13 protein-coding genes, 1 tRNA gene and 2 pseudogenes are annotated in these 19817 nt (G+C 56.7%); 11 read left to right on the top strand and 5 right to left on the bottom strand.

Going from position 1 to position 19817, the window contains the following annotated elements:
* Positions 1-61: 61 nt before the first annotated feature.
* Complete coding sequence (locus RBB80_RS18940) at positions 62-2035, bottom strand: peptidyl-prolyl cis-trans isomerase (protein WP_433964013.1); 1974 nt, start codon at positions 2033-2035, stop codon at positions 62-64.
* Positions 2036-2375: 340 nt separating this feature from the next.
* Between RBB80_RS18940 and RBB80_RS18935 the strand changes: the two genes are divergently transcribed.
* The 3 genes from RBB80_RS18935 to RBB80_RS18925 are packed head-to-tail and all read left to right on the top strand — an operon-like array spanning position 2376 to position 4764.
* The gene (locus RBB80_RS18935) at positions 2376-3155 is read left to right on the top strand and encodes an ABC transporter permease (RefSeq protein WP_433964012.1); all 780 of its coding nucleotides are present in this window, start codon (positions 2376-2378) and stop codon (positions 3153-3155) included.
* Positions 3044-4078, top strand: a complete 1035-nt coding sequence (locus RBB80_RS18930) for an FtsX-like permease family protein (RefSeq protein ID WP_433964011.1) — start codon at positions 3044-3046, stop codon at positions 4076-4078. The genes RBB80_RS18935 and RBB80_RS18930 overlap by 112 nt, the downstream gene beginning before the upstream one ends.
* Positions 4075-4764, top strand: coding sequence for an FtsX-like permease family protein (locus tag RBB80_RS18925; RefSeq protein ID WP_433964010.1), 690 nt, complete (start codon positions 4075-4077; stop codon positions 4762-4764). Before RBB80_RS18930 ends, RBB80_RS18925 begins: the two co-directional genes overlap by 4 nt.
* 97 nt (positions 4765-4861) lie before the next feature.
* On the opposite strand, the gene RBB80_RS18920 is transcribed toward RBB80_RS18925, so the two are convergent.
* On the bottom strand, positions 4862-5290 hold the full coding sequence (locus RBB80_RS18920; RefSeq protein WP_433964009.1) for an FtsB family cell division protein: 429 nt from the start codon (positions 5288-5290) through the stop codon (positions 4862-4864).
* 389 nt (positions 5291-5679) lie between these two features.
* On the opposite strand from RBB80_RS18920, the gene RBB80_RS18915 reads away from it, so the two are divergent.
* The 4 genes and pseudogenes from RBB80_RS18915 to RBB80_RS18900 all read left to right on the top strand — a co-directional run bounded on the left by RBB80_RS18915 (position 5680) and on the right by RBB80_RS18900 (position 7483).
* Positions 5680-6093, top strand: coding sequence for a biotin transporter BioY (locus RBB80_RS18915; protein WP_433964008.1), 414 nt, complete (start codon positions 5680-5682; stop codon positions 6091-6093).
* On the top strand, positions 5979-6275 hold the full coding sequence (locus RBB80_RS18910; protein ID WP_433969754.1) for a biotin transporter BioY: 297 nt from the start codon (positions 5979-5981) through the stop codon (positions 6273-6275). Before RBB80_RS18915 ends, RBB80_RS18910 begins: the two co-directional genes overlap by 115 nt.
* A gap of 96 nt (positions 6276-6371) precedes the next feature.
* Positions 6372-7224: pseudogene (locus RBB80_RS18905) on the top strand (menaquinone biosynthesis family protein).
* 183 nt (positions 7225-7407) lie between these two features.
* A tRNA-Lys gene (locus tag RBB80_RS18900) sits at positions 7408-7483 on the top strand.
* Between the two features lie 524 nt (positions 7484-8007).
* Here RBB80_RS18900 and RBB80_RS18895 read toward each other — a convergent pair.
* Complete coding sequence (locus RBB80_RS18895) at positions 8008-9270, bottom strand: hypothetical protein (RefSeq protein WP_433964007.1); 1263 nt, start codon at positions 9268-9270, stop codon at positions 8008-8010.
* A 417-nt stretch (positions 9271-9687) separates the two neighbouring features.
* On the opposite strand from RBB80_RS18895, the gene RBB80_RS18890 reads away from it, so the two are divergent.
* The 4 genes and pseudogenes from RBB80_RS18890 to RBB80_RS18875 all read left to right on the top strand — a co-directional run bounded on the left by RBB80_RS18890 (position 9688) and on the right by RBB80_RS18875 (position 14374).
* Entirely contained in the window at positions 9688-11490 is a 1803-nt protein-coding gene (locus RBB80_RS18890; protein WP_433964006.1) for a carboxypeptidase regulatory-like domain-containing protein, read from the top strand.
* The gene (locus tag RBB80_RS18885) at positions 11439-13145 is read left to right on the top strand and encodes a TonB-dependent receptor domain-containing protein (protein ID WP_433964005.1); all 1707 of its coding nucleotides are present in this window, start codon (positions 11439-11441) and stop codon (positions 13143-13145) included. Before RBB80_RS18890 ends, RBB80_RS18885 begins: the two co-directional genes overlap by 52 nt.
* Positions 13146-13232: 87 nt before the next feature.
* Positions 13233-13718, top strand: a pseudogene (locus RBB80_RS18880) (Ca2+-dependent phosphoinositide-specific phospholipase C); the annotation flags it as partial.
* A complete protein-coding gene (locus RBB80_RS18875; RefSeq protein ID WP_433964004.1) occupies positions 13682-14374 on the top strand; it encodes a Ca2+-dependent phosphoinositide-specific phospholipase C in 693 nt (230 codons plus the stop codon). The pseudogene RBB80_RS18880 and the gene RBB80_RS18875, both read left to right, overlap by 37 nt.
* A gap of 668 nt (positions 14375-15042) precedes the next feature.
* Here the strand turns inward: RBB80_RS18875 and RBB80_RS18870 are convergent.
* Both RBB80_RS18870 and RBB80_RS18865 read right to left on the bottom strand, forming a co-directional pair.
* Complete coding sequence (locus tag RBB80_RS18870; protein WP_433969753.1) at positions 15043-17241, bottom strand: alpha-galactosidase; 2199 nt, start codon at positions 17239-17241, stop codon at positions 15043-15045.
* A gap of 138 nt (positions 17242-17379) precedes the next feature.
* Entirely contained in the window at positions 17380-19809 is a 2430-nt protein-coding gene (locus RBB80_RS18865; protein ID WP_433964003.1) for a glycoside hydrolase family 95 protein, read from the bottom strand.
* Positions 19810-19817 lie beyond the last annotated feature (8 nt).

Genomic DNA, 19817 nt, shown 5'->3' with positions numbered 1-19817 from the left:
GCAAAACACAAATGCCCCAGAGGTTCTTCTCCCTGGGGCATCTCAAGTATTGACTAAGAGGCTAGTTTCCAGCTGGCAAACCCGGCTCAGCCTGCCTCTTCGAGAGCCGGACCGCGCCGCCCTTCTCGTACTTTTGTGTCAGCTCGCCGATGTACACGCGGAAGATCTCCTCCCGCTGCTCGTTGAGCAGCTTATCTCTCGTTGCATTGAAGTTCTTAGCGATGTCGTCGGCTGTCGGTTCCTGCTTGTCGATCACGCTAAGAACAACTACAACCCGTCCCGCATTGATCGGTCCTGAGATAGCGCCCTTCGGCAGCGAGAACGCTACCGAACCCGCGCCACTCATCGCGCCGAGATCCGGAACCTGACCATCCTTGCCGACCAGATCGCTCGTCTTCAACGGAACGTTCATCTCGGCCGCGGCCTTCTTCAGATCGTTAAGCACCTTCGCCCGTTCGTCCAGTTTGTTCAACTGAGCGCTCAGCAACTGAGGTACCTGCTGTTCGCGATAGTCTTCAAGAACGTGCGACTTGTAATCCGCAAACTCCGGGGCATGCGCGGGCTTCACATCAGTTACCTGGAACACCGCAAATCCATCGCCTGTGGCAACCGGAGCGGGATCCGCACCCTTCACCACCGAGAACGCCTGCGTCAGCAACGCCGAACCATCCGCCAGTCCGGCAATCACGCCATCTTTGGCAACATAATCAGTCGTCACCGCGTGCAGTCCCTTGGAGGCAGCCGCCTTCTCCAAACCATTTTTCTTCGCATCCGCAGCCAGTGTCGAAGCGAATGTTTGCTCGGCCGCGCCCGCCCTCTGCTGTTCAAGCACCGGCACAATCTCGGGCTTCACCTCGTCCAATGGACGGAGATGCGCCGTCTTCTTCTCCTCTACTTGTAGGATGTGATACCCGAACTGCGTCTTGATCAGATCCGAAGTCTGTCCCGGCGCGAGTGTGAACGCCGCCTTATCAAACTCCGGTACCGTCTTGCCGCGATCCAGCCATCCCAGCTCCCCGCCCTGCGTCTTACTGCCCGGGTCGTCCGAATTCTTGCTCGCGAGATCCGCGAAGTTTCCGCCGCCTTTGATCTGCTTGAGAATGTCCTCAGCCTTCGCCTTTGCAGCGGCATCCGTCTTCGCATCAGAGCCGGCAGGAACGGCGATCAGGATATGGCGAACCTTCACCTGCTCCTTCACCTGGTATTGGTCCTTGTGCGCGTTGTAGTAAGCCAATACATCCGCATCTGAAATCTGAGGCTTGCCACCGGGCAGATTCGACGTGTCGAACGAGACATACTCAATCTTCCGCGTCTCCGGAACAGCATTCGCATAGCGCGCTGCGTTTGTCTTGAAGAACGCCTGCAACTCCGAGTCCGACGGGTTGATCGTCTTGCGCACATCATCCGACGAGATCACAGCGTAGTCGAACTTCACTTTGGTCCCATCGACTTTGTAGGCTTCGCGCACTGCGTTATCCGAGACCGAAACCCCTCCCGTGATCAGCGCCTGGAGACGGTTCAGCTCCATATCGCTCTTCACCTGCGACTCAAAATCCCCACGAGTCGTCTGGAACGCGCTCTGTACGAAGTTAATGTAAGCGTCATCGCCAATATATTGGCCGTTGGGAAACAGATACTGAGCAAATGGTCCTGTCTGCAACTCGCGGCGCAGATCCTCGTCGCTCACCTGAAGGTTCATCCTGTCCGCTTCATGCTTCAGGATCGCCCGCTGCACCAGGATCTGCCCGGCTCGCGGCAAAAAGTAAGGCAGCAACGCATCAGGAAAATGCTGCTGCTGCAGCTGTCGGCTCGCCAGCTGATTTACCTCAACCGTCTTAATCGGCGTGCTCTCCCCAAAGACACGTCCAAAGACCCCAGGCTGTTTGACCGTCGCATACACCGAAGCATCGTTCGTCGTGGCGTTGTCAAAGATGCCCGGCACCAGCGTAATCACCATCGTGATCACGGCAAATCCAATAATGACGGCGAAGATAATCTTCGTGATGCGGTTGTCCTGCTGCAGAATACGAATCATGCTTGACTAAAACCTTCACTTCGCGCGAAAGCCGCTTCCCTGCTGGGAATCGGCTGCGTGCCCGGATTTTGCGTGACCTTGCGGGAGGTCTTTCGACCAGCGCCACGCCGGTTGCAGGGCAAGCGACAAGTATAAATCACCAGCCTTCGGAATTCATCTCCCTTCCCCACCTAGGCCACTTTGTGTCCACCCTTGGACAATCTTTCCACTCGTGGACACCCGCACGTCGGGAGAGGGCATCCACAGCCCAATGAAATGATAAAAACAGGCATTTTCTCCCGTTTCTCCTCTGGCAAGACAATTGCTAAGTCCCTCATAATCATCTCTCCGAGGATCCCGCATGAGCTCGTTCTTTCAAGATCTGAAGATTGCCGTTCGCCACCTGTCAAAGTCGCCCGGATTCGCCGCCACCGCCATTCTGATGCTTGCTTTAGCGATCGGTGCAACCACAGCAATCTTCTCTCTCGTCGAAGGGGTCCTCTTGCGCCCACTTCCCTTTCCAGAACCCAGCCGCCTTGTCGTCCTCTCGGACATCCTCAAAGGCCTGGACGTCGGCGGTAACGGCGAAGCCGGTGTCACTGCCCCCGATATTCGCAACTACACCCGCGACACTCACAGCTTCATCAGCCTCGGCGGATACCAGTCCACCAGCTACGAGCTCTCCGGCGGAGGCGAACCCGCCAATGTAAACGCAGCAAGAATGAGCAGCGGCGTCTTCCCCGCCCTCGCGGTCCAGCCACTCCTCGGGCGGGTCTTCACCCAACAGGAGGACGAGCAGCACCAGCAGGTCATGGTGCTCAGTTACGCAACCTGGCAAAGCCGTTTTCAGGGCGACCCCAATATCCTTGGCCGCAAAGTCCTCCTCGATCGTAAGCCTTACCTGGTTATTGGCGTGATGCCCCGCAACTTCGAATTTCCCCTCGTTCCCGGCCACCTCAACCGTAGCGAACTGTGGGCTCCCATCAGCTTCGAACCGCAAGAGCTCGGAATCGGCGCTATCCCGCCTTCATGGCAGGATTCAGCATCATCTCAATCATCAGGCCACTCAACGACGAGATCGTCGAGGAGGCTCGCCCTCTCATCCGAACCCTCTTCCTCGCCGTCACAGTCGTTCTATTGATAGCCTGCGCCAACCTCGCCGGTCTTCTTCTGGTGCGCTCCATTCGACGCCGCCGCGAGATTGCCGTCCGTCTCGCACTTGGCGCTTCGTCTTCCACCCTGCTCTGGCAGGCCATCCTCGAAAGCCTGGTCCTCAGCGTATCCGGAGGCGTCATTGGGCTTATTCTCGCCGCCGTCGCCCTCCATCTAGGCATTCAAGCATTACCCGAGACGCTGCCACGCATCAATGAGATCGGCCTTGACTGGCCGGTCGTCGCCTTCGCCCTCGGCCTTGCAGTCGTCACCGGCATTCTCTGCGGCCTCGCCCCAGCCTTCGCCGCCATCCGCACCAGCGTCAACGACACCCTCAAAGAAGGCGGCCGAACCGGCACCTCAGGCGGCGGCCACGCCAGGCTCCGCTCAGCTCTGGTCATCTCGGAGATCGCCGTCGCGCTTGTCCTCCTCGCTGCATCCGGGCTGCTGCTCCGCAGCTTCGAGAAGATGCGTCAGGTAGATCTGGGCTTTCAGCCGGATCATACTCTGGTGGCCAATTACAGCCTCCCCAAAAAACAATATGGAAACCAGACAGCCGTCAATGAGTTCGGTCATCAGCTTTTGGCGCGTCTGCAGGCCCTCCCCGGTGTCAAAGCCGTCGGCTTTACTACCTTCCTCCCAGCAAGCGGAAACAATTCCAGCAGCGCCTTTGTCGCTGAAGGACATGTTCTACCAGCAACTGCGGGAGGGCTCGATCTAGGAACCTCAATCGGGTTGCGAGGTGATTACTTCCGGGCGATGGGGATTCCACTCCTCCATGGCAGATTTTTCACACCGGATGACAACGCCAACCAGCCACCCGTCGTCATCGTCAACCACATGCTGGCCCAGCAGTCCTGGCCAAACCAAAACCCCTCGGTAAGAGGTTTCGCATCGGCACAGAGACGATGAAGACACCGTGGGCGGTGGTAGTCGGCGAAGTTGCAGATGTGAAGGAGAACTCCCCCGACCTTCCCCTGAAGCAGCAGTACTACATACCGGACGAGCAGGAGGCAGAGATGGCCGGATCACTCGGATCTCCCACCGACATCGCTGATAATGGCGGATACATTGTATTGCGAACAGCGATGGCACCCGAGCAGATGGAAAACCTGCTGCGTTCCACGGTGCACTCTATCGACCCGCAGCTTCCTCTCACCCAGGTTCAAAGCATGGAGCACGCCATCTCGGACTCTGAAGCTCCGCGCCGCTTCAACACTGCGCTGATCACGTCGTTCGCCTCGATCGCCGTTTTACTTGCCATCCTCGGTATCTACAGCGTCATCGCGTTCTCGGTCGCACTGCGGGTACAGGAGATGGCCATTCGCATGGCCCTCGGCTCGCAGCGCTCCGGTATCTTCCGACTCGTCGTTCTCTCCGGCGCGAAGCTCGCACTCTTCGGTTGCGGAATAGGTCTCGCAGGAGCTGTTGCTGCCTCTAGGTTACTGCGGTCCTTCCTCTTCGGTGTGAGCCCCTTCGATCCGCTTGTCCTTACCCTCGCCACAATCTCACTTCTGCTGCTCGCCTTGGTGGCCTCACTGCTTCCCGCCAGTCGCGCAGCATCCGTAGACCTCACCGAGGCTCTACGATCTGAGTAGCTCAAATGGCCCTCTCTTCAATGGAGAAGGCCGTTGAACACCTTGCAGCGCATAGCAATGACAAACGTCATGACGTCGAGCGATGTGACTGACGTAACTACTGCTTGGCCACGTTAGCGGGACTCGATCCGGCCGTGGCAGGCATATACACGATCACTTCACCGGGCCGCGTGTAGTGCAGCTCTTCGCGCGCCTGATGTTCAATCGCGTTCGGATCACTTTGCAGTCTGCCTACATGCCCCTTCAACAGATCGTTCTCCCGTTGCAGGCTACGCAGCTGGCCGTCCAGGCTCTGGGCATCATTACGCTTCTGCTGATACACCGTCAGCCCGTTCTGCCCAAAGATAACGTGGTATCCCATCGCCACCGCGAGCACCGCCGCCGCGCCGGTAGCGACCTTCCGCCACCCCACTCGGGCAGATTTCGACAGGGGCACGATCGCACCTGACCGCTTCGCACCCATACCTGTTGTATTCAAACGAGCCATCTCAAATTCCAGTACAAACTTCACATCATTTACCGTCAAGCGGAAAACCTAATTTCAACCAGCACGTACCTACTTCATTATGCTTCGCCTGCAAGACATCTCAAAAGAAAGCAAATCGTCCCATAACAACCTGAACCGAAAAACTGCACGAACCTGAGCCTCCTTGTTATCCTTCTGATGGAGCATGCGGATTCTTTTTGCCATCTCGACCCATCGTTTCCTTGCTCACGACACAACCAGTACCTCGGTCTTTCACCTCCAACTGGCTTACAATCGAAGAGCCGAGATCGCCTCTCACCGGCCTTACAACGTGTCAACCGGGCTCACACAGAATCCGTCATAAGGGCCTGATCTAAAAATTCGACATCGCCGGGACGAGCATCAAAGCAACTTCATCAAGCATCACCAGCGCGAAAGGACCCTCCAGCATGCAATCCGCTACATCCTCTCAACTCGATCTCACTCGCCACTCCGGATCGCTTCAGGAGTCCCTCTCCGGCAATGTCATCCTCACTGTCGCAGCTAGCGCCTTCGTCGGCATCTGCGCTCACATCTCTCTGCCGCTCCCCTTCACGCCCGTGCCGCTCACTCTGCAGAACATCGCGGTCATCCTCGTCGGCATGCTGCTTGGCCCCGTCGCTGGCTTCTCCGCGATGGTCCTCTATCTTGCCGAAGGAGCCATGGGCCTTCCCGTCTTCACCCCCACAGCGTCGGCGGCATCGCGCATCTGCTCGGCCCCAACGCGGGCTACCTCTTCTCCTACCCTCTCGCCGCTGCCACCGCCGGTTGGGCCGTCCGCGCCATGCAACGCATCACAACACGCTTCCGCGCCGGCCTCGTAGCCGCCACCATCGCAAGTGCACCCATCTTCCTCCTCGGAGCAGGCTGGCTCTCGCATCTCCTCCACACCAGCGCCGCAGCCACCTGGACCATGGCCGTCGCCCCGTTCCTTCCCGGTGAAGTCGTCAAGATCACCGCTGCCGCCGGCATCTTCAGCTCGCTCCAACGCTGGCGTCAGTCGTAACCTTAGCGACCCAGCCGCAAGCATCCAACCGCAGCGCAACGCCTCTTTACTCCCCTTGCGCATCACACAGGCATCACGAACACCGAAGGAAGCATCATGACCACCGCCACCACCGCAATCCAGGAAATCAGCATCGCCCACAGCCCCGACTCCGACGACGCCTTCATGTTCTACGGCCTCGCTACCAACAAGGTTCGAGTCCCCGGCTTCAAGTTCACCCATACCCTCACCGACATCGAGACCCTTAATCACCGAGCTATCAACGAGGCCTTCTACGACGTCACCGCCATCTCCTTCCACGCCTACCCCTACTTGCAAGATAACTACACCCTCATGTCCTGCGGTGGCAGCGTCGGCGAAGGCTACGGCCCCATGATCGTCGCGCCCCGCAAGCTCTCTCTCGACGACGTGAAGAAGACCCGCATCGCCGTCCCCGGCACCCTCACCACCGCCTACCTCACCCTCAAGCTCCTCGCCCCCGAGATCGAAACCGTCACCGTCCCCTTCGACAAGATCATCCCCTCTGTTGTCGCGGGCGAGTTCGACGCCGGCCTCATCATCCACGAAGGCCAGCTCACCTACGCCAACGACGGCCTCATCAAGCTGCTCGATCTCGGCCAGTGGTGGCGCGAACAGACCGGCCTCCTCTCCCCTCGGCGGCAACGCCATCCGCCGCTCCCTCGGAGCCGAAACCCTCCTCACCACCACCAACGCCCTGCGCGATAGCATCCAGCACGCGCTCGACCACCGCGAAGAGGCTCTGACCTACGCGATGCAGTTCGCCCGCGACCTCGATCCCACCCTCGCCAACCGCTTCGTCGGCATGTACGTCAATGAGCGCACCCTCAACTACGGCGAAGACGGCAAAGAAGCTATTCGCAAGCTCCTCGCCATGGGCTACGATCGCGGCATCATCCCCCACCGCGCCAAAGTAGACTTCGTCGGCTAGTCTAAGGTTTGTAGCCGCTCGAGCACCAACCGCGGCGAAAATACTTTCGACCAACTCACAGCTTGCAGCCAGTGTTTTACGCTGCAAGCTGTGCTATCTTTAACAAGTCGGCTGATTGAGTCCTGCCTGAAATACCCATGCAAAGACTCTCACCGATCTCCTCTCCAGGAGCAAAAAACAAAAGGACGCGTAGCTCAGTTGGTAGAGCATTCGACTCTTAATCGACTGGTCGTAGGTTCGATCCCTACCGCGTCCACCATTTTTCTCCCAACCTTTCAAGATGCATAAGCCTTATAGCAATATGAAATAGCTCTGTCTTGAATTTCGGTCAAATTGCCCCAAATAACCCGGGCTCTTCGCATTCCGGCATGGATCTCGATAGAATTCGCGACCTCCTTCAGCCCTGCAATCACATTTCTGACCAATTGCGATCAAACGGATTGTGAGATCGCGATCGGTTGAGGCCGCGAGTCGCACAGACTCTCCATATTTCCAGGAGAAGTCGATCTTTGCCTCTTCAAACGAAGTGAAGAGTGGCTTGCGGACAACCTGAAAAGCGATCGTGTCCTCGGGTTTCGGTGGGACTGACGCTTCTTGCGTTCTGACAGGCTTGAACTCAGCCGAACCAAGCGCCACGCGTGCCGACTTGTTTCGCCACGTCGTCGTGGAAAGGCACTTCGGGTGCCACTGGAAGGAAACTGGCCGAAGCTACCACGCACGTTCACAACCCGAACGCAACGCCTTACGCCATCGCGAGAGGCGCGATAGTCCTTGCAGGGACTTCTATTGTCCCGTTGTCCTATAGGCGAGAATCGAGGAGCCTGAGGCGCTTCCGTTCATATTATTCGACTGTAAAAGAAGTTCGAAGTAGGGCAACGATCCATTTTTCTGCCTGATCTTTTCTAGGAATGGCGAGAGGCGGGAATCGTCAAAGATAAAGTCGGCGGCTGACTCAGTTCCTGCCATCGAAGTTCCTTCGAGGAGCAGAACGGATCCCGAACCCTCGATGTTCGGACGTAAGGCAATCAAACCGTAGATACGATGAACCGGGCCAGTCAGATCCGCTTCGTAGCGAGACAGTTCATTGTTCTGAGGAAGACGATTCAGAACCAGGAAGCGTTGATTCTGATGATCGTGAACAAAGATGAAGTTCATCTTGTCCTCGAAGAGCTGTACCCAAGGTGTTCCCTCTTTTGAGCCGAGCAGGATGACTGGTCTGTTCTTCAGATCGTTTGGACGGAGGTCGCGGGCGTAGCGCAGCTGTATGCGATTGGGCGCAGCGCCAGGAAGTTGATAGAGCTTGGTGACGATGTCGAGATCCACGATGGACGTGTAGCGCCTGGACGCTAACACCTTTGCGATCTCTACCGTCGTGCCGGCGGGAGGAGCGACGTGGGTGCGGTAGTCGCCGCTTAGATATTCGGCGAGATTGACATTTGTACTGGTGAGTGTCTGAAGACTGGTGAGCCCTGTGTCCGACGCGACGACCAGAGGCGACTGATCGGGTCCGAAGAAAGCGCTCCAAAGAGGGTGCTTCGGTACACTCAATGCGACCGCGGGAGCGGAGTGTGCGCGAAACAGAAGAAAGACGATAAACATGCATGCCACCAGCAGAGCGCTGCCAGTTGACCAGAATAGAGGACGGTACCATTCCGATACCGGTGCCGAGCACATGAGCGCGGAGCGATCATCGGCGCTTGACGAAGACGCAGAGACTACGCGAGATTGCTCGGGCGCGGTTACTGATTGAACTTCGAAGAGAGGCGTGTAGCCACCCTTCGGAATCGACAACCGTATGGGCTCGCGAGCACCCTCTTCGTTGAAGTACTGCTCCAGCCTTTGACGAAGCCGGCTCGCGTGAGAGCGCACAATACCGTCAATGGATGGGTCATAGTTGGGAGGTCGCTCGAAGAGTGCTTCTCCGATACTCTGCTCATTGATCTCGTCGGATCGTCCCTTCAGCGCCAGCTCACAGAGGTGTGTCAGGAGACTGCAGAGCCGGGGCGATCGTAGGAACGCGGGAGAGCCAACGATGCGCTCGACCAACTCCCATCGCGGATCGTTTTCAAGCGTTTGATTAACTTCGAGTTGAAGAGGTTGGTTGCGCAATTCACCGGCCAGTCGAAGCTTTGACTCAAGTACACACACGCGCGATGAATACGATGTAAACGCGAGTTCTGGCGTTGGAATTGCGGAAAGGTCTGTTAAACCGACTCCCTGGAAACCATCTTTAATAGAATGTAAATCGTTCAAAACATTGCGCATGCGCCGTTTAACATTTGCTGTTGCGGCGAATTGACTGAGAGAGTGCCAAAAACTTGGCTAGAGTTCGGGTCATCGGCCCGACCGAGCATCCCTGACCTGCCCCACTTAGGAGCCAATCGCATGTGCAGCAATTTTTCCCACTCTCAGAGTCGAAGACAGTCGCCCTCTTCCCACAAAAGATCATGGTTAGACGGAGCAATGTTCCGTTACGCCCTGGTGATATTCCTGCTGCTGTCTGTGTTGCCGGCGATGGCGCAGTTTGACTCTGCAAGTGTGCTGGGGGTGATCAAGGATCCCAGCGGAGCAGGCGTCGGATCGGCTTCGGTGACGCTTCTTAGTCCGTCGAAGGGTGTTGGAACGACTCGGCAGACGGATGAGAACGGAAATTATGAGTTCACGAACGTGCAGGCTGGCGAGTACACGATTTCAGTGAAGGCTTCTGGATTCGAGAAATCGGACACGGACCGATTTACGGTTACGGTGGGAGCAAGACAGCGCGTTGATCTCTCGTTGAAGATAGGTGCGGACAGCCAGACGGTTACGGTGTCGGATGCCGCGACCCTTCTTGAAACCGACACCAGCGATCGCGGCGAGACGGTTCAAACTCGTGAGGCAGTCACTCTTCCGTTGAACGGCCGCTCCTACGCTGACCTGTCGACGCTGGTTCCGGGTGTGCGCAAGTCGCTACTTGAGACCTTGTCCGCTCCGCCCCGCGATGCCTCCTACAACGTCAACGGCCAGAACTCGATGACGAATAACTTCCAGCTCGACGGAATCGACAACAACGCGTACCAGACTGCGAACCAGGGCTTTTCCAATGAAGCTGTCATTCCCTCACCTGACGCGGTGCAGGAGTTCAAGGTGCAGACCGACAACTACAGCGCGGAGTACGGCCGGGCTGGAGGCGCAATCATCAACGCAACGATTCGCAGCGGAACAAACAACTTCCATGGAGTCATCTACGACTATCTCCGCAATACTGATCTAAACGCATACGGCCCATTCATCGGATCCGGCGTGAAGCCGACGCTGGTGCAGAACCAGTTCGGCGCTACGCTGGGTGGTCCGATCAAGCGCGACAAACTGTTCTTCTTCGCTGACTATGAGGGACTGCGCGTTGTGAATCGTGCAATCCAGACCGCCGTTGTCCCCACCGTAGCGCAGGCAAAGGGAGTCTTTACCGACGCGGCAGGCAATCCGATTGCTCTGAGCAACCCCATCACTGGTGTGAAGTACCCGAACGGCGTGATCCCAGCCTCGGACCAGAGTCCGTTCGCAGCAAAGGTGCTGAGCATCCTGCAGGCAGATGCAGCCCCCAACACACCCGTCGCCCCCGGCGGCCAGAACTTCACCTCGACACCCGCCAATACCAACAATGGAAACAAGGGTGATGTCCGCGTGGATGCGTACATCAGTCCGCGGTCGACCGCCTTTGCACGCTATAGTCAGAGTTCGTCGGTCGTCTTCCTGGCGCCGAATATTCCTGGACTGGCTGGAGGAAACAGCAACGGAACCCTATACGCCTATACGCGCCAGATAGCCGGCGGCTATAACTTCTCGCCCACCTCGAACTCAATTCTGCAGCTTCGGCTGGGCCTTACCTGGACGAAGAGCGGCAAGGCACCCGTCAACATCGGCGCCGACAATCTCTTGGCAGACTTCAACATCCCTAATATCCCAAGCGATCCCAGCGTAAACGGCGGTCTGAACAGCCAGGCTGTCACGGGGTTCTCGCAGTTCGGGCGGCAGACCACGAATCCGCAGTTCACCAGTCCTTACGTCGCCAATCCAAAAGTCAACTACGGCTTTCTCAAAGGGCGCAACAGCTTCAAGGTGGGCGCCGAATACGGCTACCTCAACGAGGCTATCTCAGACTTCCATCCGCAGGACGGAGAAGACTTCTACGCGGGCCAATTCAGCCGTAACGCTCCAGGCACTGCGAACGGCAGTTGCCCCCTCCTTCCCCAACCCCAACCAACCCCCATCCCGTTCCGCCGCTAGTATGCCCCACCGATTTCTCGCATCTGCAGGCATATAACCTTGCCGACTTCCTCGTCGGTGCACGCAACAGCTATCAGCTCAACAACCTCGCAACCATTCAATATGAGCGTCGCTGGTATATGGGTTACATGCAGGACGACTTCAAGTTCAGCAACCGGCTCACCTTCAACCTCGGTCTACGCTACGAATTGGTAACGCCGAACTGGGAGCAACACAATCACCTGGCGAACTTCGATCCCACCAACAACACTCTGGTACAGGCATCTGGTGGTTCGCTGTACAACAAATCTCTCATCAATCTGGATAAGAAAGATCTGGCGCCCCGCTTCGGCTTTGCCTTCCAGGTCGATCCGAAGACAGTCATCCGCGGCGGCTATGGAATCGGGTACATGCACTACTTCCGTTTTGGCGGTGAGAGCACGCTTGGCTACAACGGTCCCTACATCGTCGATGCAACGATCAACCAGACTCCGCCAAATCTAGCGGCTGGCAAGACGCAACCGCTCTGCACGTCGCTGACGCAGAACCCCAGTACCTGCTTCCGCACCACGCAGTCGGGCTACCAGACCAACTTCGCTTCGGCGCAGAACTTTTCCACGCTGGCTGCGCAGACCCGTTACATCCCACGCAACTTCGAGGCGGCTTACATGCAGGCCTACCACCTCACCGTGCAACGAGAGCTGATGAAGGACACGACCCTTGAGGTCTCCTATGTCGGAAGTCATGGAGTCCATATTCCCGTCCTCGCTGACTTCAACCAGGGTTCGACTGAGCCGGTAAGCTGCAACACGATTGCTGCAGACTGTCTCTCGCAGCAGGCTCGGCGGCCAATCGCAAACTTCACCAACATCCTGACCGCACTCCCGCAGGGTTACCTCATCTACAACTCACTCCAGACGAAGCTCGAGCGGCGGTACAGCAACGGAGTCTACCTGATCAACTCCTTCACCTGGTCGAGGGCGTTCAACAATGCTTCAGCCGATCTTGAGACCTTCGGTGGTGACTCGGCGGTGGTCAATCTCTACAATCCGGCGGCAGATCGTGGACCGTCGAGCTACGACCAGCCTTTCAATGACATCTTATCCATCATCGCGGACCTTCCCTTTGGCAAAGGTCGGATGTTCGGCCAGGGTGCTCCCGCGTGGCAGCAGGCGACCCTGGGCGGCTGGCAGGTGTCGGCGATCAATGTGGTCACAAGCGGCCTACCGATCAACCTGACCTACGCTCCAACGTCACAAGTTGTGGTCTCGAGCACCAGCGCGGCGTATGCAGTACGCCCAAACCTGGTCAGCACAGAGAAGGCAGTGTATGCGCCGAAGTCGAATTGGAAGAAGGGAGCCAGCACGCTCACTGGAACGCTGCTCGCGAGTCAGGTGACTGTGCCAACACCGAGCCAGTACTTCGGCAACTCGGGACGCAATAGCCTGAGAGGACCTGCCTTCGCCCAGATGGACCTCGCTCTTCACAAAACCCTTCCCCTCTGGTCGGAGTCGAGCAAGCTTGAGTTCCGCGTCGAAGCCTTCAACGTCTTCAACTCAACGAACTTTGAGTATCCCGACAGCGCCGTCACCGATGGCGGAAGCTTCGGGGCTTACAGTTCAGCCGTCGTCTACCCCTCCCGTCAGGTGCAGCTCGCACTGCGCCTCTCCTTCTAAATTCCTCCTCAGGAAAGATCCGGTCCAGCACCTACGACCCGCTGGACCGGACGCCCTTCTTCAAAACACAATGGAGACACCTCTTTAATGAACGCTCATCGATCCACTGCCCTGTGTCTTACAGCTCTCGTCATGGGACTGCAGACGTTCGCCTACGCACAGACTGCCTCTGACAACAGCATCCGCATGAACCAGGTTCAGATCGTCGGCTCGCACAACAGCTACCACGCAGGAATCGCTCCCAGCGAATCCAAGCTTGTGAAGGAAAAGAACCCCAAGCTCTATCAAGCCTTTGAATACCGCCATCGTCCTCTCGATCAGCAGTTGAACTCAGGCATTCGCCAGATCGAATTGGACATCTATGCCGACAGCGCAGGCGGACGCTATGCCCATCCGGGAGGTCCGGCAGCTGTTGCTGCGGCTGGTCTACCGGCTGATCCCGCGTTCGACCCACAGGGAATCATGAGTAAGCCCGGCTTCAAGGTGATGCATGTGCAGGACCTCGATTACCGCAGCACCTGCCAGCCGTTCGTCGCATGTCTGCAGATCGTTCGCACGTGGTCAAAGGCCCATCCGAAGCACGTGCCCATCTACATCCTGCTCGAGACCAAACAGACCGATCTCCCCCGCAGTATCACGCTCTCCCCACCGAGAAGTTCACGTCATCGACCTTCGACGCGCTGGATGCCGAGATCCGTTCCGTCTTCTCTTCCGGCGAGATCATTACGCCTGATCAGGTTCGAGGAAGACACAAGACGCTGGAAGAGGCGGTACTCCAGAACCAATGGCCCACGCTCGCGAAGGCACGTGGAATGGTTGTCTTCTTGATGGACCAGCGTCCCGTAGGCCCTGTATATCTCGAAGGGCACGACTCCCTCCGTGGCCGTGTGATCTTCACGAACGCAGTGCCTGGTCAGACGGACTGCGCATTCACCGAAGAGAACGACGGAACACAAGAGACCATCACAGAGCTAGTCCGCAAAGGCTACCTCGTTCGCACTCGCACCGACGCCGACACGAAGGAGGCTCGAACCGGAGAGACAGCTCGTCGCGATGCGGCACTGGCAAGCGGCGCACAACTGCTCAGCACAGACTATCCTGCGTCTGAACCTTCGCAGTGGACCCAGTACTCCGTGAGCCTTCCCAACGATGCAATCGCTCGCTGCAACCCGGTGAATGCACGAACTGCATGCTCTGACGCAGCTCTAACCAGTGCGAACGACAACTAAAACCAAACGTATATGGCAGAGCGAGACGATGGAGGTATCAAGAAAACCCTTGCTGTCTTTTCGCTCTGCTATGAAGGGACGTTCTCCCCGGCTGTTTAATGGAGGTAGTCTTTCAGCTGGCAGCATCGCGCAGCAGTCGCACTAGCGTTCTTCGCGATGCAGCAGTACCCACAAAGTGGACACCAACGCCATCGCAGCGAAGGTGCGAGGGACTTTGCCGCTGAAGAGAAGGCGAAGAAGATATCGCAGCCTCAATCGGTCCGAAATGCCTTTGTAAGTAGCCCTAACGAAGGAACCTCAGGCCGACAAACAATTGGTGGCTGTGTGGACGCCATTTCCCCAGCCTTTGATCACTCCCTCTTCCCGCATGCGAGGGAGTCCGGGGAGTGCCCTTTTCGACCGATTTATGCAACCGGGTAAAGTGGCAGATCCGGATGTATAACTTCTGACCTCTCAGTATTCTTGATCGAAGTGAATAAGACTACAGTCTGTTGTTCCTGAACACATCCGGGGTCAAACTCATTAGCGGGTCCGAAACGCCAATGCAGGTCACGACCACATGCGGGCACGACCACAACAGTCCAACCCCGTTTGAGTCCGTCGTTGTGACGAAGAGTCGTGAACAATTCATCCTGCCCGATGCAGCTATTATGTCGGCTACATGTAAGCTACCGATCCATCAATTCCAATGTAAAAGCTGCTGCTTGAAAATCTCCACGCAGGTCGACATCAACGCCATGCTGCATCCAAAAGGCGCCACTGGCAACTGCCGGGGAATTTCCGGACAGTTTCCCGTCGAGCGCCTCGATGCGATACATTGCGTCGATCTTCAATCCACGAAGATAAATTCTTGGAAAGGGATATAGCATCTGGCTGGAGTGCAGAAAAGCGAAAACGACGGCATGTCGTTGATCTTCCGACACCGATTCAGTCACGGACTGCTCACTTCCATTCTGTGGTGAGATCAAGCGGTAGAGCGAGCCTCGCTGCACGATCTCCCGAATCTGTTTGTACTGGGTCACCATCTTTTTCGCAGTTGCAAAATCCTCCGGCTTCCAGTTGTTCAGATTTGAACCGACACCGAGCGATCCCTGCATGGAGGAGAGAAAACGGTATTCGAGTGACACAGTTCTCTGATTGACCCAGGTCGGCGAGTCCGTGACCCACGCCATCATCACGCCTGGAGCATAAGCGTAAGTGAATCCATCCTGTATCAAGAGACGATCAAACGCATCGGTATTATCGGACGGCCAAACTTCGTCCGTGTAATGCATGATTCCAAGGTCCACCCGACTGCCACCTCCGGAGCAACTTTCAATCTCAACATGGGGATGTTTCGTGCGAAGCTCATCGAGGATGGAGTATAGATTTTGAATATAGGCGATGTAGACCTTCTTCTCGTCCTCGGGCGCCACCGCGGGCCAGCCCGGTTCGGACCAGTTACGGTTGTAATCCCACTTCAGAAATGCAATGTCGTTTTCCCTTAGCAGCTTATCGAGAAACTCGAAGACATATTCGCGCACATCCGGACGAGCCAGGTTGAGCATCAACTGATTCCGTCCCTCGGTTCGCGGCCGACCGGTGAAGTTCAACACCCAGTCAGAATGTTTGCGATAGAGATCGCTATTCGGATTGACCATTTCTGGCTCAACCCATAGCCCAAAATCCATATGGAGAGAGTGGACCTTGTCGATCAGCGGCTTGAGGCCATGCGGAAACTTCTCCGGATTCACGTACCAGTCTCCGAGACCGGCGCGGTCGGTAGAGCGTTGACCAAACCAGCCGTCATCTACGACAAAGCGCTCGACGCCGATGCTCGCTGCTTTCTCCGCGAGAGCTTCCTGTCCAGCCTCATCCACCTTGAACTCCGTCGCCTCCCAGGAGTTGTACAAAACGGGACGAAGCTTCGGACCAGGTGCGTGCGGCAAGATGCTCGAGATCTCGAAGCGGTGTAGAAGTCTTGAAGCCCCTCCGATGCCGTCATGCGAGTACCCAGCATAAAAGTCGGGTGACTGCAGGTGCTCCCCAGGGGCCAGAAGATAGCCAAAATCAAAGCGATTGGGGCCTCCTGTCACACGAACTTGCTGTGCAGCATCCTGTTCAATGCTGATCTGCCAGGAGCCACTCCACCCCAGAGCGCCAAACCAAACCTCGCCGTGGTCCTGATCATTTGAGCCGTTCCGATCGATAGCAAACCATGGGTTGTTCTGGGCACCCGTCGATCCGCGACGGCTCTCGAGAATTGTTTTTCCCGGCTGAATGATTTGCTCGCGGAGGTTCCATTCCCCTGCCCAACGACCGGTGAGGTAACGCAAGCGGTAATCAGTGCCGCGCGGCAGGTTCCACGTGCCCGAAGCAATCTCCTCAACTGTGAGCGGAGCGGAAGTTCTGTTCTGTACTTGTGCCGACCGCCTCAAAACGCCCGTAGTTGCCTCGATCTGATACTGCAATTCGACATAGACCTCCCGCGAGACATCCTTCAACAGAATAGTGAGTTGGCTTCCGTCTATCCGATGCGAGACATACTGCAGAACCACGTCTCTATTTCCATCCGGGAAAGTAACCTTCAGGTCAGGCTCAACGTAAAGTCCTCCTCCCCAGCCAACGAACTCTTGTTGCGTCGTGTTGCTCGAAGACTCGAAGGAAGATAGGCCAGGATCAGAATGCGGCATTGCGAAGGCATCCGCAGTACTCAGACGTTTTCCCCAATAAATCGCCTGTAGTTGTTTCTTTTCGTTAATTCCGAGCACATAGGATATATCGCCCGCATCAATGCGAAAGACCTGCGTCTGCCCATCAAAATGAATCAAAGCTGCATTCGATTGCCCTGCCGCAAACAGGGGACGGAGCGCGCCCACAAATACCATGCAAAACAAGACGATGAAGCGAAGCCTGAGTTCGGGCATTGCCCCACCACAGAGAGGTTCCGTTTTAGTCCCTCGTCCAATCTTCGCCGTTATCGCAGCATTCATTCGTCGCTCCATCCAATTGTTTGAACAGTTGTATTACAAAGACACTATCGCTTTGTGTCTTCCTAAGCTCTCTTTGCTTCGGAAGGACAACTCCGTCAACCGCACTATATGGCCTTGCTCTACCCGGATCGACAGCACGGTTCTTCCGTAACGGACGTCGCAAGTCCCACCCATTTTGCTCGAAATCGCCGCAGAGATTAGTCGGTTCGAACGCCAACGCATGTCCACCTGGAAGCCTCCCCGAGCACAAAGTCCGCTGACCCGTCCATCTGGCCACGCTATCGGCAGGGCTGGTAAAAGATGTAGGAAGTCACCTTGCGATTGCAGCAGCATCTCGGCAAGACCGGCAGCTCCAGCAGTATTGCCGTCGATTGCGAAGATATTTTCTGTAGCGCCGGCAACGCCACCGCGAGAGTAGGTCAGGAGATTGTCCTCGGTCGCTTTGCCGATGAGGCCAACCAAGTGAAGATGTGCCGCCTCTCCATCCCAAAGTCTGGCATAGTAGTTCACGAGATTGGCGCGGCTCCACTCTGTGTCCTCCCAATCCGGTTGATTGATACGCCTCTCCAGAGTGACGCGCGCAGCCTTGGCGAGCGCAGGGGTCTTTTCTGGGGAGATTTGGTTCTCCGGATAGAGGGCAATCAGGTGTGAGGTGTGCCTATGATTCGGCTCAGCCTCTTCAAAGTCTTCCAACCACTCCTGCAACTGACCATAACGCCCAATCTGGAATGGAGGAAGCCTCTCTTTCGCCCGTCGAAGCTCCATGCCGAAGCTAGAGTCGACTGAGAGCCTCGCTTGAATTTCCAGGCAGATACTAAAGAGCGCATAGACGAGGACACGGTCACAAGTAGGTCCCATCGATTCGCTGCAGTCAGCGCCTGATGGAGTGCGAAATGCATTCTCCGGTGAGTCGGATGGTCCAGTCACCAGCCAGCCATGTTTCGGATGTTCCACCATATATGCAGTGAAGAACTCAGCGGCCTCCTTAAATACCGGATACACGCGTTCGCGAAGGAACTTCAGGTCCTGCGTAAAACGGAAGTGCTCCCACATCTGGAGCGCGATCCAGATGCCTGACGTGACGAAGATTCCCCATCCCAACCCCCAGCCGGGTGCGGTATAGCCCCAGGGATTTGTAACCACATGACTGACCCACCCATGCACGCCGTAAAGACTCCGTGCAGTGCGCCTGCCTGACCCGACCATCTGCTCGATCAGGGCGAAGAGTGGAAGCTGTGACTCCGTGAGGTTGCCGACCTCGGCTAACCAATAGTTTTGCTCGGTATTGATGTCCAAGTGAAAGTCGTCAGTCCACCCCATACTCGAAGCAAGTCCATCGTTCCAGATTCCCTGCAACGCAAGTGGAAGAGATGAGTTCGCTCGCGAACCGGCAATCGTCAGGTAGCGCCCATATTGAAAAAAGAGCGCACACAATCCAGGATCGCTGACCCCTGCCTCCAACGACCGCCGCCTCTGGTCGGTTGGAATTCTTTTAGCTCCCGCTCGAGATCCCAGATCGATCTGAACACGACGGAATAGGTTCTGATGGTCCGCGATATGATTTCGACGGAGTTCTCCATAACTCTTCGAAGTGGCTCCCTGTATCGCCTCAGCGCAGTCCATCTCCGGAACGTGCCCACCATAGCTGGTGGCAATTGCGACGATTAGCGTCACGGCATCTGCGTTGTCGATCTGAAGATGCTCTTCTCCGCACGCGACCACCCCTCCCACAGGAAGCAGACGGACGCAGCATTCCACCTCAACGCCTTGCTCCCCGTCACTGTGCATCAATTCGAATGCATGACCTCGAAAGATAAGCGTGTCAGATCCGGACCGAGTGACCTTTCCTGGTAACTTGATACTCTCGAACATCATTTTGAAACTGACTTGCCCAGGGGTTTCGCTTCGGAGGTTTACGACAAGTACACCGTCTGGATTTGAAGAGAACGTCTCTCGCATAAAACGATTCCCATCAGCCCGATACTCTACACGAGCAACTCCCTCGTCCAGATCGAGGGAACGCCTGTACTGACTTGGATCACCGCGATGAGCCACTTCTAAAATGAGATCGAGCAGCGGGAGGTTAGTGCCAAACGAACTCGGGTGGCTGAGAAGACACTCTTCACAGAGCTTTCGCCCCTGAACATAGTCCCCTTGGAACAGGAGTGCGCGTATCTCATCAAGATGTGTCGCTCCCCGTGGATTAATATCGGATACGCCTGGCGCGCCGGACCAAACCGTTGACTCAGTCAAAGCGATCCGCTCCTTCGTGACGCCCCCGTAGACCATCCCGCCAATCCTTCCGTTCCCGATAGGAAGGGCCTCGAGCCAACGTCTCGCTTCGCCGCGGTACCAGAGGACCTGATCAGTCACCGCCTCCTCTCCGAATGCAAGGCGCGCGTTGACCGGAACGGCCGCGAGAGCCAGACCGCCCCGGACAAATTCCCGTCTAGTAGGAGACATGGGCTCTC

The sequence above is a fragment of the Tunturiibacter gelidiferens genome (assembly GCF_051013345.1).
Lineage (GTDB): Bacteria > Acidobacteriota > Terriglobia > Terriglobales > Acidobacteriaceae > Edaphobacter > Edaphobacter gelidiferens_A.
This window is presented reverse-complemented; position numbering and strand designations above follow the sequence as displayed.

Excerpts from the sequence above, each read along its gene's own strand:
- RBB80_RS18925 (WP_433964010.1), top strand. The coding sequence starts at position 4,075 with ATGAAGACACCGTGGGCGGTGGTAGTCGGCGAAGTTGCAGATGTGAAG.
- RBB80_RS18935 (WP_433964012.1), top strand. The coding sequence starts at position 2,376 with ATGAGCTCGTTCTTTCAAGATCTGAAGATTGCCGTTCGCCACCTGTCA.
- RBB80_RS18875 (WP_433964004.1), top strand. The coding sequence starts at position 13,682 with ATGTCTGCAGATCGTTCGCACGTGGTCAAAGGCCCATCCGAAGCACGT.
- RBB80_RS18915 (WP_433964008.1), top strand. The coding sequence starts at position 5,680 with ATGCAATCCGCTACATCCTCTCAACTCGATCTCACTCGCCACTCCGGA.
- RBB80_RS18865 (WP_433964003.1), bottom strand. The coding sequence starts at position 19,809 with ATGTCTCCTACTAGACGGGAATTTGTCCGGGGCGGTCTGGCTCTCGCG.
- RBB80_RS18930 (WP_433964011.1), top strand. The coding sequence starts at position 3,044 with ATGGCAGGATTCAGCATCATCTCAATCATCAGGCCACTCAACGACGAG.
- RBB80_RS18890 (WP_433964006.1), top strand. The coding sequence starts at position 9,688 with ATGTTCCGTTACGCCCTGGTGATATTCCTGCTGCTGTCTGTGTTGCCG.
- RBB80_RS18940 (WP_433964013.1), bottom strand. The coding sequence starts at position 2,035 with ATGATTCGTATTCTGCAGCAGGACAACCGCATCACGAAGATTATCTTC.
- RBB80_RS18870 (WP_433969753.1), bottom strand. The coding sequence starts at position 17,241 with ATGGTATTTGTGGGCGCGCTCCGTCCCCTGTTTGCGGCAGGGCAATCG.